The sequence below is a fragment of the Sphingomonas sp. NPDC092440 genome (assembly GCF_044754985.1).
Classification (GTDB): domain Bacteria; phylum Pseudomonadota; class Alphaproteobacteria; order Sphingomonadales; family Sphingomonadaceae; genus Sphingomonas.
In genome coordinates, this window is record NZ_JBIVQA010000002.1 from 412,886 (window position 1) to 426,040 (window position 13,155).

15 protein-coding genes and 1 tRNA gene are annotated in these 13,155 nt (G+C 67.7%); 5 read left to right on the plus strand and 11 right to left on the minus strand.

Going from position 1 to position 13,155, the window contains the following annotated elements; all coding sequences use genetic code 11:
- Position 1: 1 nt before the first annotated feature.
- Positions 2 to 1,306 carry an MBL fold metallo-hydrolase gene (locus tag ACIQCS_RS04905; protein ID WP_345846831.1) on the plus strand — a complete coding sequence of 435 codons (1,305 nt, stop codon included), beginning with the start codon at positions 2 to 4 and terminating at the stop codon, positions 1,304 to 1,306.
- A 51-nt stretch (positions 1,307 to 1,357) separates the two neighbouring features.
- Here ACIQCS_RS04905 and ACIQCS_RS04910 read toward each other — a convergent pair whose 3' ends face one another.
- From ACIQCS_RS04910 to metG, 4 genes are read right to left on the minus strand one after another with little or no spacing between them, the layout of a single operon-like run.
- Positions 1,358 to 1,528, minus strand: coding sequence for a hypothetical protein (locus ACIQCS_RS04910; RefSeq protein ID WP_345846832.1), 171 nt, complete (start codon positions 1,526 to 1,528; stop codon positions 1,358 to 1,360).
- Positions 1,525 to 2,292, minus strand: a complete 768-nt coding sequence (locus ACIQCS_RS04915) for an MBL fold metallo-hydrolase (RefSeq protein WP_345846834.1) — start codon at positions 2,290 to 2,292, stop codon at positions 1,525 to 1,527. Before ACIQCS_RS04915 ends, ACIQCS_RS04910 begins: the two co-directional genes overlap by 4 nt.
- Positions 2,289 to 3,068 (minus strand): TatD family hydrolase, encoded by a 780-nt coding sequence (locus tag ACIQCS_RS04920; protein ID WP_345846836.1) that lies wholly within the window; start codon positions 3,066 to 3,068, stop codon positions 2,289 to 2,291. The genes ACIQCS_RS04915 and ACIQCS_RS04920 overlap by 4 nt, the downstream gene beginning before the upstream one ends.
- Positions 3,065 to 4,564 carry a methionine--tRNA ligase gene (gene metG, locus ACIQCS_RS04925; RefSeq protein WP_345846837.1) on the minus strand — a complete coding sequence of 500 codons (1,500 nt, stop codon included), beginning with the start codon at positions 4,562 to 4,564 and terminating at the stop codon, positions 3,065 to 3,067. Before metG ends, ACIQCS_RS04920 begins: the two co-directional genes overlap by 4 nt.
- A gap of 68 nt (positions 4,565 to 4,632) precedes the next feature.
- Here metG and ACIQCS_RS04930 point away from each other — a divergent pair, with 68 nt between their 5' ends.
- Complete coding sequence (locus ACIQCS_RS04930) at positions 4,633 to 5,244, plus strand: hypothetical protein (RefSeq protein WP_345846839.1); 612 nt, start codon at positions 4,633 to 4,635, stop codon at positions 5,242 to 5,244.
- A 5-nt stretch (positions 5,245 to 5,249) separates the two neighbouring features.
- Here the strand turns inward: ACIQCS_RS04930 and ACIQCS_RS04935 are convergent, their stop codons facing one another.
- From ACIQCS_RS04935 to ACIQCS_RS04955, 5 genes are all read right to left on the minus strand, one after another.
- Positions 5,250 to 5,570, minus strand: coding sequence for a hypothetical protein (locus ACIQCS_RS04935; protein WP_345846840.1), 321 nt, complete (start codon positions 5,568 to 5,570; stop codon positions 5,250 to 5,252).
- Between the two features lie 53 nt (positions 5,571 to 5,623).
- Complete coding sequence (locus ACIQCS_RS04940; protein ID WP_345846841.1) at positions 5,624 to 6,601, minus strand: AAA family ATPase; 978 nt, start codon at positions 6,599 to 6,601, stop codon at positions 5,624 to 5,626.
- A 101-nt stretch (positions 6,602 to 6,702) separates the two neighbouring features.
- A complete protein-coding gene (locus tag ACIQCS_RS04945) occupies positions 6,703 to 7,869 on the minus strand; it encodes a D-alanyl-D-alanine carboxypeptidase family protein (RefSeq protein WP_345846842.1) in 1,167 nt (388 codons plus the stop codon).
- Positions 7,870 to 7,886: 17 nt separating this feature from the next.
- Positions 7,887 to 9,095, minus strand: coding sequence for an SPOR domain-containing protein (locus ACIQCS_RS04950; protein WP_345846844.1), 1,209 nt, complete (start codon positions 9,093 to 9,095; stop codon positions 7,887 to 7,889).
- Positions 9,079 to 10,104 (minus strand): lytic murein transglycosylase, encoded by a 1,026-nt coding sequence (locus tag ACIQCS_RS04955; RefSeq protein WP_345846846.1) that lies wholly within the window; start codon positions 10,102 to 10,104, stop codon positions 9,079 to 9,081. The genes ACIQCS_RS04950 and ACIQCS_RS04955 overlap by 17 nt, the downstream gene beginning before the upstream one ends.
- 128 nt (positions 10,105 to 10,232) lie before the next feature.
- Here ACIQCS_RS04955 and ACIQCS_RS04960 point away from each other — a divergent pair.
- Positions 10,233 to 10,322: transfer RNA gene (locus ACIQCS_RS04960), tRNA-Ser, on the plus strand.
- A 121-nt stretch (positions 10,323 to 10,443) separates the two neighbouring features.
- On the opposite strand, the gene ACIQCS_RS04965 is transcribed toward ACIQCS_RS04960, so the two are convergent.
- Entirely contained in the window at positions 10,444 to 11,259 is an 816-nt protein-coding gene (locus tag ACIQCS_RS04965; protein WP_401530207.1) for a DUF6597 domain-containing transcriptional factor, read from the minus strand.
- A 59-nt stretch (positions 11,260 to 11,318) separates the two neighbouring features.
- Between ACIQCS_RS04965 and ACIQCS_RS04970 the strand changes: the two genes are divergently transcribed.
- The gene (locus tag ACIQCS_RS04970) at positions 11,319 to 11,756 is read left to right on the plus strand and encodes an SRPBCC family protein (RefSeq protein WP_345846850.1); all 438 of its coding nucleotides are present in this window, start codon (positions 11,319 to 11,321) and stop codon (positions 11,754 to 11,756) included.
- An 88-nt stretch (positions 11,757 to 11,844) separates the two neighbouring features.
- Complete coding sequence (locus ACIQCS_RS04975; protein WP_401530208.1) at positions 11,845 to 12,576, plus strand: hypothetical protein; 732 nt, start codon at positions 11,845 to 11,847, stop codon at positions 12,574 to 12,576.
- 49 nt (positions 12,577 to 12,625) lie between these two features.
- On the opposite strand, the gene ACIQCS_RS04980 is transcribed toward ACIQCS_RS04975, so the two are convergent.
- Positions 12,626 to 13,147 (minus strand): hypothetical protein, encoded by a 522-nt coding sequence (locus ACIQCS_RS04980; RefSeq protein WP_345846854.1) that lies wholly within the window; start codon positions 13,145 to 13,147, stop codon positions 12,626 to 12,628.
- Positions 13,148 to 13,155 lie beyond the last annotated feature (8 nt).

The following is a 13,155-nucleotide window of genomic DNA, read 5'->3' on the forward strand; positions in this document are numbered from 1 at the left end:
TATGTCCGCAGCTCCGGAAACCGCGACGATCTATGCCTATCAGGTCGGCTTTGGCGACTGCATCCTGGTGCGCTTCACCTATCCCGGCGGCAGCCTCCGCCACATGCTGATCGACTTCGGCACGACCGGCCTGCCCGAGCATGCCGAGAAGACGCAGATGCTCGAGATCGCCCGGGACATCGAGGGGAAGGTCCGCGAAGGCGACTCCGGCCGGCGCCTCGACGTGCTGGTCGCCACGCATCGCCATGCCGACCATATCAGCGGCTTCGCGACCAATAATGGCGCGGGATCGGGCGACGTGATCCGCGCGCTCGATCCGCGCTTCATCGTCCAGCCCTGGACCGAGGCGCCCGAAGCCCCCGTCGATTGGGAGGGTCCCGAGGCCAACGTCACCGGGCAGGCATTGCGGCAGCGCCGCGCGTCGCTCCAGGCCATGGAGGATGCAGCCGGCGCGCTGGTAGCGTTCGCCGACGCCCAGGCAGGCCAGCTTCCCAAGGCGTTGGGCGAGCAGCTCCGCTTCATCGGGCAGGACAATCTCTCGAACCGATCGGCGATCGACAATCTGCAGGCGATGCCTGGCGAGAAACGCTATGCCTATCATGGCTGCGACCTGGGGCTCGCCTCGGTGCTGCCGGGTCTGGACGTGCATGTCCTGGGCCCGCCCACGCTGCGGCAGACGGACACGATCCGGAAGCAGCGCTCGAGCGATCCCGACGAGTTCTGGCAGCTCGCGCCGAAGCGCCTGGGCGACGCGCTGGCCCTTGGCGGCGAGGACAGGCTGCTTTTTCCCAATGCCAAGCACCGGCTGCGCTCGAAGCCGCTTCTCGAGCATCGCTGGCTTCAGGAGCGGATCGATACCGCCAATACGGAGATGCTGGTCGGACTGGTGCGGGCGCTCGACGCGCAGATGAACAACACCAGCGTCATCCTGCTGCTCAAGGCAGGCTCCAAGACCTTGTTGTTCCCCGGCGATGCGCAGATCGAGAACTGGGCCTATGCGCTGCAATCGGACATGGCGTCGCTGCTCGACGACGTCGATCTGTACAAGGTCGGCCACCATGGCAGCCGCAACGCCACCCCGCGCAGCATGTGGCGCCGCTTCACCAAGAAGTCGGACAGCCGCGGCCCGGGCCGACTGACCTCGGTGCTGTCGACCAAGCACGGCAAGCATGGCAGCGAGGATCGCAAGACCGAAGTGCCGCGCCGCACGCTGGTCACCGAACTCGATGCGCAGTCGAATCTCTATTCGACCGAGGCACTCGCGCCGGAGAAGCTCTATCAGCAGGTCGTGCTGGACCTGCGCTAGGGTCACGACTCAATCAGCAAAGCCCGTCATCCCGCGCAGGCGGGGCGGCTCCTAGCGCTGATACATCAGGATCGCGATCACGATCGTTACGCCGATGATCGCCCAGAGCGCCAAAGCCTGCAGAATGCCGCGCAGGTCGATGCGCTGGGCCGACAATGCCCTGAGCGCGAGGATCAGCGCCCCGAGCAACAGCAGCAGCTGGAGGATGCGCCCATCGCTCATATCGCGATCTCCATGCCGTCGAAACCCGGCTCGACCCCGGCGGGAAGTGTCGCGACGAGCGTCGCATAGTCCATCGAATTGTCCATATGGGCGAGCAAGGTGCGCCGCGGCGCCAGCTCCTGTACCCAGCCCAGCACGGCATCGAGATGCGCATGCGTGGGATGCGGCGACCGGTGGAGGCAATCGGCCACCCAAAGGTCCAGATCCTGATACAGAAAACGCATATCCTCCGTCATCTCGTTGAAATCTATGGCATATGCCATGGATTTCCCATTACTGTCGAAGCGCAGCCCCGCGGAGCTTATCCCGCCATGCGGCTGGTCCACGACCCGGATATGGATATCGCCGATCCGGATCGCATCGGGCAGCGGCTCCATCGCCACGGTCGGCCGGTAGAGGCTGCTGCCCCGGAAGGCATAGGCGAAGCGTTTCTCGAGCTGCGCCAGCGTGAAGGGCCGGGCCAGGCCGCGCACGGGCGCCCCCTGCCGCGCGTGCATGATCTGCCGCAGGTCGTCGATGCCGTGGCAATGATCGGCATGATCGTGCGTCCAGATCACGGCGTCGAGATCGCTGAAGCCGGCCGCCAGCGCCTGCTCGCGAAAGTCCGGGCTGGTGTCGATCAATATCCGGGTCGTCTCGGTCCACACCAGCGCCGAAGCGCGGGTGCGCCGGTTCCGGGGCTCGGCCGGATCGCAGCTGCCCCAGTCGTTCCCGATCCGCGGCACGCCGGACGAAGTGCCGGAGCCGAGGATGCGCAGCTTCATGCCAGCGTCTTGGCGAACAGCTTGTGGAAATTCGCGCGGGTGGCCTCGGCCAGCGCCCCGGGATCCTCGCCGCGCAGGCCGGCGAGGAAGCGGCACGTGTCGGCGACGAAGGCCGGCTCCCCCGTCTTCCCCCGATGCGGCACCGGGGCGAGGAACGGCGCGTCGGTCTCGATCAGCAGGCGATCCAGGGGCAGCCGCGCCGCGGTCGCCTGCAGGTCATGCGCATTCTTGAAGGTCACGATGCCCGAGATCGAGATGTAGAAGCCCAGCTCGAGCGCGATGTCGGCGAACTCCCGGCTCGCGGTGAAGCAATGGATCACGCCGGGGAACGCTCCCTTCGCCATCTCGTCGCGCAGGATCTCGGCGGTATCCGCCTCGGCATCGCGGGTATGGACGATCAGCGGCAGCTGCGTCTCGCGGCAGGCGGCGATGTGCGCGCGGAAGCTCGCGCGCTGGCGATCGCGATCGCTATGGTCGTAATAATAATCGAGCCCGGTCTCGCCGATGCCGACGACGCGCGGGTGGCCCGCCTTCTCGATCAGTTTCGACGCGTCGATCTCGGGATGGGCGTCCGCCTCGTGCGGATGGATGCCGACCGATGCCCAGACGTCGCGCTCGCGTTCGGCGACGCCGATCACTTCGTCCCATTCGCGCTCGCGGGTCGAGATGTTGAGCATCGCGACCACGCCGGCCGCACGGGCGCGCGCCAGCACCTCCGGCTGCTGCTCGCCCAGGCCCTTGTAGATCAGGTGGCAATGGCTGTCGGCGAGGTTCACGCGTCTTCCTTCAGCTCCAGGCGCGGGAAGATGGGAGTCGGCGCGGCGATGCGGAAGTCCGGATCGCCCTCCGGCCCCAGTTGCGCGAGCAGCTTCTCCGCCGAACCCGGCACCACCGGCGCGATCGTGACGGCAAGACGCCGGATCGCGCGCAGCAGCGTGCCGAGCACGGCGTGCATCCGCTCGGGATCGGTCTTGCGCAGCCCCCAGGGCGCCTGCGCGTCGATATACTGGTTGCAGGCGAACACGCCGGTCATCCACAGTTCGACGCCCTGGCTGAGCGCCAGATCCTCGAAGGCGCGGGTGAAGCCGGCACAGGCGGTGTCGACCTCGGCAAGCAGCACCGCATCCGCCTCCTCGGCGCGCCCGGCCTCGACCTGCCCTTCGCAATTCTTGGCGATGAAGGCGAGCGTGCGCTGGGCGAGGTTGCCGAAGCTGTTCGACAGATCGGCATTGGCGCGGGTGACGATCGCTTCGTCGCTGAACGTGCCGTCATTGCCGAAGCTCACGTCGCGCAGCAGGAAATAGCGCAGCGCGTCGACGCCGTAATATTCGGCCAGCGCCATCGGATCGACGACATTGCCGACCGACTTGGACATCTTCTCCCCGCGATTGAGCAGGAAGCCGTGCCCGAACACCTGCTTCGGCAGCGCGATCTTCGCGGACATCAGGAAAGCCGGCCAATAGACGGTGTGGAAGCGGACGATGTCCTTGCCGATCAGGTGGATGTCCGCCGGCCAGTAGCGCGCCAGCCGCTCGCTGTTGTCGGGATAGCCCGCGCCGGTCAGGTAATTGGTCAGCGCATCGACCCAGACGTACATGACGTGCCCGGGCGAGCCCGGCACCGGCACGCCCCAGTCGAAGCTGGTGCGCGAGACCGACAGGTCCGCCAGCCCGCCCTCGACAAAGCGCAGGATCTCGTTGCGGCGCGATTCCGGGCGGATGAAGTCGGGGTTGGCGGCATAGAGGTCGAGCAGCGGCTGCTGGTATTTGGACAGGCGGAAGAACCAGGTCTCCTCCGCGGTCCACTCCACCGGCGTGCCCTGGGGCGAGAGCTTCACGCCCCCTTCCCCCGCGACCAGCTCCTTCTCCTCGTAGAACGCCTCGTCGCGCACCGAGTACCAGCCTTCATAGCGATCGAGATACAGGTCGCCGGCATCGGCCATCGCCTGCCAGATCGCCTGGCTCGCCTTGTAGTGATCGGCCTCGGAGGTGCGGATGAAGCGATCGCACGAGATATCAAGCTTCTCGGCCATTTCACTGAAATAACTGGACATCTCGTCCGCAAGCTCACGCGCGGTCATGTCGCGCTCGCGCGCCGTCTTGACCATCTTGAGGCCATGCTCGTCGGTGCCGGTCTGGAAAAAGACGTCGCGGCCCTGCTGGCGCTGGAAACGGGCGATCGCGTCGGCCGCGATCATCTCATAGGCATGCCCGATATGCGGGCGGCCATTGGGATAATGGATCGCAGTGGTGATGTAGAAGGGCTCGGCCATCCGGCGCATCTAGAGCCTGGGCGCGGCACATGCTAGTCTCGGGTTGCACCACGCGGCGGAGGAAACCCATGCGGATCGCGGCACTCGCGGCAGTCCTGATCGCCACGCCGGCCATGGCCCAGCAGGCCTCGCCGGAGATCAAGGCCCAGCTTGCAAAGGGAGAGGAAGTCGAAAGCCTCACCGAAGGCGACCTGAACGGCGACGGCCGGCCCGATGCGGTGCTGATCGGCCGCGGCGAGGAGACGCGGACGGCGAAGGCGATGCTGCGCACCGGCGGCCGCCTCGTGACAGTCGGCACGCTCAGGCTCGACACCGATCCGCTCGGCGGCGCCGAAGTGAGCATCGCCAAGGGCGTGCTCAAGATCACCGACCTGGTCGGCGGCACGACCGCGGTGAACACCGTCTATCGCTATCGGCTGGTGCCCGGCCCCAGCCCCCGCATGCGGCTGATCGGCCTGGACGCCACGCTCTACAGCCGCACCTATGCGCATGACGGCCGTGCGATCAGCTGGAACCTGCTCACCGGCGACTACCTCACCCGCGACATGAAGCTCAGCAAGAAGGGCGGCGATGCCGCCTATGACCCGATCCTCGAGAAGAAGAGCAAAAGGCCCAGCAAGCCGCTCTACATGGAGGACACGCCCGATCCCAACGAACTGCTGGGCTGGGGCGGCGGCTAGGAGACTCAGCCGAACAGCTTCTCGGTCGGCACCGGCGCATCGCCGATCGCCACGCCGGTCCGGCGTTCGTGCACCTTGCGCACCGCCGCGGCGATCTCCTTGTCGATCGCTTCCTTTTCCCTGGGCGGCAGTTTCTTGTAATCCTCTTCGGAGAGGTCATGCTGCTTGAGCACCGCGTCGCGGGCGCGCTGCTCGGGCGTTTCGCTCGCGGCCTTCTTGAAGGCCTCCAATATCGCATCGAAGCTGGTGCCGCCCGATCCGTTGGCGGCGGCCGGCTGCGCGGTCGCATTGCCGCCGATGCCCGAAATGCCCGTGATCGCGCTCATCGATATCCCCTCTCGCTCCAGGGCGGAAATAGAGCGATCTGCCTAAGACGGCGTTAAGTACGCCCCAGCCGCGCAAGAATGCCGCCCATCTCGAACACCGTGGCCGAGGCATCGAGCGACAACCCCGTCGCCGCGCCTCCCAGCTCGCGCGCCGCGGCATAGGCATCGAGCGCCGTGCGCAGCGCATCTCCGGAAAGGGCCTTTGCCCGTTCGGCGATGAAGCTCGGCGCGCGCTCGAGAAACGCCTCGTAGCGCGGTTGCGCGGCCTTTGCGCCAAGCTGCTTGGCGAGGCGCGCACGGATCAGGTTGGAAGGATCCCCGGTATCCGCCAGTGCCGCCATCTCGGTCTCGATCGATGCGATGTCGAGCCCCGCAAAGCCGAGCGCCCGGCCCGGCGAGCCTTCGCCCGCCCTGACCAGCGCGGCGATCTCGCCTGCCGTGGCGTCGGGCAGCTGCACGCGCAGGATCTCCGCCACACCCCCGTCGCCCAGCGCCTCGAAACGCAGCAGCCGGCAGCGCGAGCGGATCGTCGGCAGCAGCCGGCCGGGCGCATGGCTGACGAGCAGGAAGATCGTCCCCGCCGGCGGCTCCTCGAGATTCTTGAGCAGCGCATTGGCGCCGCCGCGCTCGAGATCGTCGATCGCGTCGATCACGATGACGCGACGGGAGGAAAAGCTCGGCTTGGTCGCGAACAGCGCCTGGAGCGAGCGAACCTGCGCGATCGTGATCGAGCGGGCCAGCGCTTCGTCGGGCTTGTCCGGGTCCTTGGGCAGGCGGACGAGCTCGCGATAGTCCGGATGCGCGCCCGCCTCGATCAGGTGGGCGGTCTGGCTCTCGACCGGCACCGCCCAGCCGGGCGCGAGCGAGTCGCGCCCCGCCGCCTCCGCGAGCATGCGCAGCGCCGCCGCCCTGGCGAACATGCCCTTCCCCACCCCCTCCGGCCCGGCGATCAGCCAGGCATGATGAAGGTTGCCGTTCCGCATCGCGGCGGCCAGCGCCTCGCGGGCGGGTTCGTTGCCGATCAGGGGCATATTGGCACCTTAGCCATAACCGTCACTCCGGCGAAAGCCGGGGTCTCGGGCAATGGCGGGAAAAGAGCCGCACGCGATCCCGGCCTTCGCCGGGATGACGGCTAGAAGCCGAACAGCGACCAGAAGCCGCGCCAGGCGCGGCCGAAGAACCCCGCCTCGCTCACATCCTTCTCCGCCACCAGCGGCACGGTCTGCGACGGCAGGCCGGGCGAATCGACCACCAGGTCGGCGATATGGTCGCCTGCCTTGAAGCCGGCCTGGACCGGGCCATTATAGACGATGCGCGCCTGCATCTCGGGCGCGGTGCCGGCGGGAACCGTGGCGGTCAGGTCGCGCGGGGCGACCACGCCGACGCTGCCCGACGTGCCGCCCTGCACCTGCACCTCGCCCACCTTGCGGCCCTTCTTGACGAGCGGGCGGGCCTGCCAGGCGCGGAAGCCCCAGTTCATGAACTTCACCGATTCATCGGCGCGGCCATTATAGGTGGTGAGCCCGGCCACCACCATCACCAGGCGGCGGCCATTCTGCTCGGCCGAACCGGTGAAGCCATAGCCGGCCTCGTCCGTATGGCCGGTCTTGAGGCCGTCGGCGCCCTGCACCCGGCCGAGCAGCGGGTCGCGGTTCGCCTGGGTGATGTCGGCGCCGGCGCCCAGCGTCTTGCCCCAGGTGAAGCTCGTGAGCGAATAGAATTGCTTGTAGAGGTCCGGATGATCCTGGATCGTCGCCTTGGCGAGATGCGCCAGGTCGCGCGCAGTGACATAGGTCACGCCATTGTCGGGCCAGCCGTTCGAAGTGCCGAAATGGCTGTTGGTGAGCCCCAGGCGCTTGCCCGCCTCGTTCATGCGCTGGACAAAGGCTTCCTCGGTACCGGAAATACCTTCCGCGAGCACGACGCAGGCATCGTTGCCCGAAAGCGTGACGATGCCCTTCAGCAGGTCGGAAACGGTCGGCTTCTGGCCGACGCTGAGGAACATGGTCGAGCCCTGGCTATGCCATTTCTTCCAGGTCTCCGGCGTCACCTCGATCTGCTTGTCGAGCTTCAACTCGCCCTTCTTGATCAGGTCGAAGGCGACATAGACCGTCATCATCTTCGCCATCGAGGCCGGCGGCATCCGCCGATCGGCATCCTTGGCGTAGAGCACCGCGCCGGAGGACATGTCCTCCATATAGGCGATCGGCGCCGGCGTATCGAACGGCGGCGGGCCTGCGGCATTCGTGGACTGGGCGGCGGCAAGCGCCAGGAACGATGCGGCAAGCAACTTCTTCATGTGATTCGTCCGGCCTTTCAGTTGGCTTGGACGCGCGCATCTCCATAGCCCGCGCCCGCGGCGCGCCGCCGTGCCGCTTCGGCCTCACTCGCCGTGGCGAAGGGACCGAGCTGGACGCGATGGAGCCCGCCACCCGGCTTTACGAAGCCTCCTAGGCTTTGGGCAAGCGCCTGTGCACGGCTGGCGTTAGAAAGTGCGGCGACCTGCACGATAAATCTGCCGCCGGCAGCCGGGCGCGCGGGCGCCGGTGCCGGGCGCACGGGCACCGGACGCGGCGCGGCGGTGGGGCGTGGCGGGCTATAGGCCGGCGCGGCGACGCTCGGTGCGCGCGGAACGGCGCCAGCATGGCCAGAGGCGCCGGGGAGCCGCTTGCGCAATGCGGTGAGCAATATCTGGGGCGCGTCGGCTCGATCGCCGGCCGGCCGGCCGGCCTGGAGCGCGGCCTTGTCCATCGCCGGCGGGTTCACCGTGCGGATCCGCACGCCGATCGAGTCGCCGCTCGCACCGAGCAGCCGCGCCGCGCCCGCCGACAGGTCGATGGGATGATCGGCGCCGGGATCGGTGCCGGTGACCAGCACCAGGATCGTCCTGCCGGTGTCGAGCGACGTAACCTCGACATAGCTATTGGCCGGCAGCGAGCGATGCACCGCCACCACCGACTGGTCCATCGCGCCGCCACCGCTCACCGGACGGACGCCGGCATAGCCGATCTCGTCATAGCGCGGCGTCTCGCCCAGCGCGGGCTGGGACGAGCCGCTGGGGCCCGCCGCGCCGGCGGCGGGATCGGTAAAGCCGTCGGGCACCACCGTCGCGACTTGCGGCGGGGGCGCCTGGCGAGGCCGGGACGGCTCCTGCCGCGGCGTGGGCGCGACCTGGATCTTGCGGGCGGGCGGGCTGCCTGGAACGGCATAGGACGCGCCGGGGGTGTCCGATTGCGGCGCGGCGGGTGCGGGATCCGCCCATTGCGGCTGCGGCTCGGGTTCGGGTTGCGCCGCTGCCGGCTCGGGGGCCGGCTGCGGTTGCGGCTGCACGCGGGCGGGCCGCGTCCGGATCGTGCCGTCGGCGGCGCGCCAGGTCTCGGCGGACTGGTCGTCCGGCTGGGACTGCGGCCCGCCATAGGCCTGCGCGCCGACAGAGCCCTGCCGCTGCAGGGGTTGGGCATGGCTCGGAGCTCCCCCGCCAAGGGCCAGGAGCGAGAGCGCGAAGATGCTAGCGTTCGACCTCATCGGCGAGCAGGCCTACCGACAAAGCGTAAAAATTCGAGCAATTATAGTCGAGGATCACGCGATAATTGCCGGTGAGCAGATAGCCGGTCTTGCCGGGCCCGTCGGGCTCGAGCAGCGTCGCCTGGATATTGTCGCCCGGCCAGGCGCGCGTCTGCGGCACCAGGCCGAGCGCCCGCCACTCCGCCATCGTCTTCCAGCGGCTGTGCCGCTCGAACACGCGCGGGCAGCGCGGGGACCTGGTCTTGTTGGCCAGCGCGGCGCGGTTCAGATTGGCCGGCACGCTCACTGCGAATCCCCAGGGCTGGCCCTTGCGCCAGCCGGCGTTGACGAAATAATTGGCGATCGAGGCGAGCGTGTCGGGCTCGCTCGCCCAGATATCGGCCATGCCGTCGCCATCGCCGTCCCGGGCGAGGCGGAGATAGACCGAAGGCAGGAACTGCGGCCCGCCGAACGCCCCGGCCCAGCTGCCGACCAGCTTCTCGCGCGGCACGCCGCGATCGATCATCTTGAGCGTGGCGATGAACTCGCCGGCGAACAACTCGCGGCGGCGCCCCTCATAGGCCAGGCTGGCGAGCGCGCGGGGCAGGTCGAAATTGCCCATCACCCGGCCGTAATTGGTCTCATGCCCCCAGATCGCGACCATGATCGATTCGGGCACGCCGGTCTCGGCCTCGATCCGGCGCAGGCGGGGGCGCTGGCGCTGATAGGCGGCGCGACCCTGGCTGATCCGCGCGGCATCGACATGCGCGCGGCGATAGGGCTCGAAATTGGAGATGGGCGCGTTGGGCGCGGTCTCCGGCTGCTGCCGGTCCAGCTGCACCACGCGCGCATTGTAGGTGAGCGTCGGGATCACCGAATCGATCGTCCGCCGGCTCACGCCCTCGGCCGCGGCCTGGCGCGAAAGCTCGCCCAGATAGGCCTGGAACCCGCTCTCATCCTGCGCGATCGCGGGTGCGCCCACCGGCGCCGCCGCGATCACGGCCACGCCAAGCGCCAACAGGCTACGCATTACGCCACTCGATCCCCGCATGCGCTTTTTGTGCCACAGGGCAGCCGGATGCAGAACCCCCCGCCATCCGCTTTCGTCAACAAATTGTAGCGGATCGTCGCGGATCGCATTAGCGCAGGCAGCGACGCGGAGAGGTGGCCGAGTGGTTTAAGGCAGCGGTCTTGAAAACCGCCGTGCGCGGAAGCGTACCGTGGGTTCGAATCCCACCCTCTCCGCCAGTCCTTGCTTCAGGGCCTCGCATCGGCTCGGACGGTCGTTCGGCCTTGCGAACCCTGACGGGTTCGAACTGTCTCCGCCACGCTCCGCCACTTGCCGCCGCCATGTGGATGGAAAGCAGGATCAGCGTCCGGTCCGCCTGAGGAACGTGTCGGGTGGAAGGCCGACGACCTGCCTGAACTGGTTCGTCATATGCGCCTGGTCGCTATAGCCGAGCTGCTGGGCGATCTCCGCCCATCGGCGTTCCTGCTGCCCCATGCGCATCGCGGACATCGCGCGGATCTGGCGCCTGATCCAGACCAGGCTGACGCCCACCGAGTCATGGAACAATGCTTCCAGGGTGCGAACCTTCAGCCCACATGCGTTGGCGATGGCGGGAATCGGGAGTTCCGGCTGCCTCCAGCACGCCTCAAGGATCCGCTCCACCAAAGCAGTTCTCGGTGCGCGATGCGTGGGCAGATTCACGATCGCTTCGAACAACGCCATTGCCGCGATGTCGAAATCGTCCCTCGACATGCAAGATCGCGCCCATGCCGGACTGAGCGACGGGTGCACGGAATCCGCCGGTATCTCCAAATTCCTTATCCTGGCGACCGGATGCAAGGAAAAGGAGTGAAATCCGCCCGGCTTGAAACGGAGCCCCGCAATGCGGCCCGAACCGGAAAGCACATGGCGTTGACGCTCCGTCTTCACGCCCGCCACGAAGGCGCTTTCGCCCATCAACACCAAGTTGACGCAAGGCATGGCGACAATGTCCAGCGGCAGCGTGGTCTCCCGCGGCACCTGCCATTCCGCGATCCAGAGATGATCCAGATAGGGCCGCAGCGACAAGGGCGGCGAATAGCGTTCCATCCGCAGAAATCGCGGTTCGGAGGCGGGCTGCAATATCCCTTCATCCGTCGGGAACAGCGGCTCTGCTCGATCTGCGGAAATCTTCAATACGCACCCCGATGTTCAGCTTAACGGCGAATGGGCAGCCAGGTCAGGAGGAGTAGCTGATGCAATCGGTTTTCGAGATTGAAACGTCGCGATCCATTCCCGTGCCGCCGGAAGCGGCCTGGCGCGCGCTCATCGACCCCGAACGGATCCGGCAATACATGTTCGGAGCGCAAGTCGAAAGCTCGGGCGTCGTCGGCGGCCCCATTTCCTATCGCTACGAATGGGAAGGCAAGGTGTTCTTCGATCGCGGAACGATCACCACCTTGGATCCTCCCCGCGTGCTCGCCATGACCGTGGCGCGGGAGAGCGACTCCGGGGAAGCCGTGCCGGGCGGCCACAACACGCTCGCATTCGAAGTTCAACCCGCGCCCGGCGGATGCCGTGTTCTCGTTCGGCAAGGCAATAATCCGAGCCAGGAACTGGCCGACAGATCGAGGCAGAACTGGGATGTCGTCCTGGCGCAGCTCGAGCGCTTCCTGACATCAACGCCCGGATAGCCGATCAAAGGGTTGTGGCGTGAATCGGCGACCTCTAACGTCGATATGGTGCCCATCATCGTCGGGCAGGACTCCGGGGGACATGGGCATGCACGGAAACCGGCTCGCAACGATCGCCGCCCTCGCGCTGCTCGTGCCGGGCACCGCCCTGGCCGGTCCGTGCGAGGACAAGGCCGCCTGGGCCGCCGCCGCCCAGCCCGAGATCGAACAGGCCTTCACGCTGATGAAGGCGCAGGACAAGCCCGGCTTCGCCGCGCTGCTCCCGGCGCTTCAGAAGCGCTACGCGTCCCTCCCCGCCGCCATGCCTGCGCCCGAGCGCTGCGGCGGCGAGGTGCGCGTCTATGACGAACATCAGTATCTCGCCTATGCCGACGCCAGCAAGGCCGGCCGCGCGATCGACGGCTTTCCGGCCGGCGCCAATTTCGTGCTGACCAACCTCCATCATGCCGAGCTCGCCTATGCCGTCGGCTGGATCCAATATGAGATGAAGGACTTTGCCGGCGCCAAGGCAAGCTACGCCAAGGGGCTGGCGATCGCGCCGAACCAGCACGACCTGGCCAAGGAATATGTCGCGACGCTGCTCAGCCTCTCCGCCTATGGCGAGATGGCGCCGTTCATCGACAAGTTCCTTGCCGGCGACCGCGACATGGACGGCCCCGGCCGCGCCAATCTGATCGCGGCGAAGGGAATCGCCTTCATCGCGCTGGGCGACCTGCCCGGCGCCGCCAATGCCGCGAGCCAGGCCAAGGCGCTCGATCCGGGCAACGAATATGCCGCCCTGGTGCTCAATCTCGTCGCGCAGAAGCAGGAGGCCAACTGAACGCCCCGCCCCGCCCCGCCCTCCTCGCCGAGGCGGCGCGCGCCGAGCCTCAGTTCCCCGGCATCACCTGCCACAACGCGGAGGCGACCCCGCCCCCGCCCACGCTGAGCGGCGCGCTTCCCTCCTCGCCGTCGATGCGCAGCACCAGCATCGTGCTCAGCGCCGAGCGGCGGAAGCGCGGCTTCCGGTGATCGGAAAGTATGTCGTACACGGCCCAGCTGCCGCCGCGCGCGCTGGTCGCGTCGGCGCCGGTATCCGGCGTGGCGAGATTCCGGAAGGGCCGGGCGCGCAGTTCGGCGATCGAGAAGGTGCTGGTGAGCCGGACCGGCTCTTGCGGCAGCATTGCCGCGGACGGGGCGCGAATCTCGCCGCGCTCCAGTCCATGATAGACGATCGGCACATAGGTGGTCGGCCGCGGCCGGGCCAGCCTGCGGCCGGGAGGCGTGCGCGCGGCACCATCGGCGGCGAGCAAGGCCCTGAGATTGGGAACGATCGGCAAGTCCCGGTCGCCCGCCATCGCCGTCAGGGGCGCGGCACATGCCGCCGCGCAAAGCAGCAGACCCTTGATCATCACCAGTT

Excerpts from the sequence above, each read along its gene's own strand:
- ACIQCS_RS04905 (WP_345846831.1), top strand. The coding sequence starts at position 2 with ATGTCCGCAGCTCCGGAAACCGCGACGATCTATGCCTATCAGGTCGGC.
- ACIQCS_RS04910 (WP_345846832.1), bottom strand. The coding sequence starts at position 1,528 with ATGAGCGATGGGCGCATCCTCCAGCTGCTGCTGTTGCTCGGGGCGCTG.
- ACIQCS_RS04915 (WP_345846834.1), bottom strand. The coding sequence starts at position 2,292 with ATGAAGCTGCGCATCCTCGGCTCCGGCACTTCGTCCGGCGTGCCGCGG.
- metG (WP_345846837.1), bottom strand. The coding sequence starts at position 4,564 with ATGGCCGAGCCCTTCTACATCACCACTGCGATCCATTATCCCAATGGC.
- ACIQCS_RS04930 (WP_345846839.1), top strand. The coding sequence starts at position 4,633 with ATGCGGATCGCGGCACTCGCGGCAGTCCTGATCGCCACGCCGGCCATG.
- ACIQCS_RS04935 (WP_345846840.1), bottom strand. The coding sequence starts at position 5,570 with ATGAGCGCGATCACGGGCATTTCGGGCATCGGCGGCAATGCGACCGCG.
- ACIQCS_RS04940 (WP_345846841.1), bottom strand. The coding sequence starts at position 6,601 with ATGCCCCTGATCGGCAACGAACCCGCCCGCGAGGCGCTGGCCGCCGCG.
- ACIQCS_RS04945 (WP_345846842.1), bottom strand. The coding sequence starts at position 7,869 with ATGAAGAAGTTGCTTGCCGCATCGTTCCTGGCGCTTGCCGCCGCCCAG.
- ACIQCS_RS04950 (WP_345846844.1), bottom strand. The coding sequence starts at position 9,095 with ATGAGGTCGAACGCTAGCATCTTCGCGCTCTCGCTCCTGGCCCTTGGC.
- ACIQCS_RS04955 (WP_345846846.1), bottom strand. The coding sequence starts at position 10,104 with ATGCGTAGCCTGTTGGCGCTTGGCGTGGCCGTGATCGCGGCGGCGCCG.
- ACIQCS_RS04970 (WP_345846850.1), top strand. The coding sequence starts at position 11,319 with ATGCAATCGGTTTTCGAGATTGAAACGTCGCGATCCATTCCCGTGCCG.
- ACIQCS_RS04975 (WP_401530208.1), top strand. The coding sequence starts at position 11,845 with ATGCACGGAAACCGGCTCGCAACGATCGCCGCCCTCGCGCTGCTCGTG.
- ACIQCS_RS04980 (WP_345846854.1), bottom strand. The coding sequence starts at position 13,147 with ATGATCAAGGGTCTGCTGCTTTGCGCGGCGGCATGTGCCGCGCCCCTG.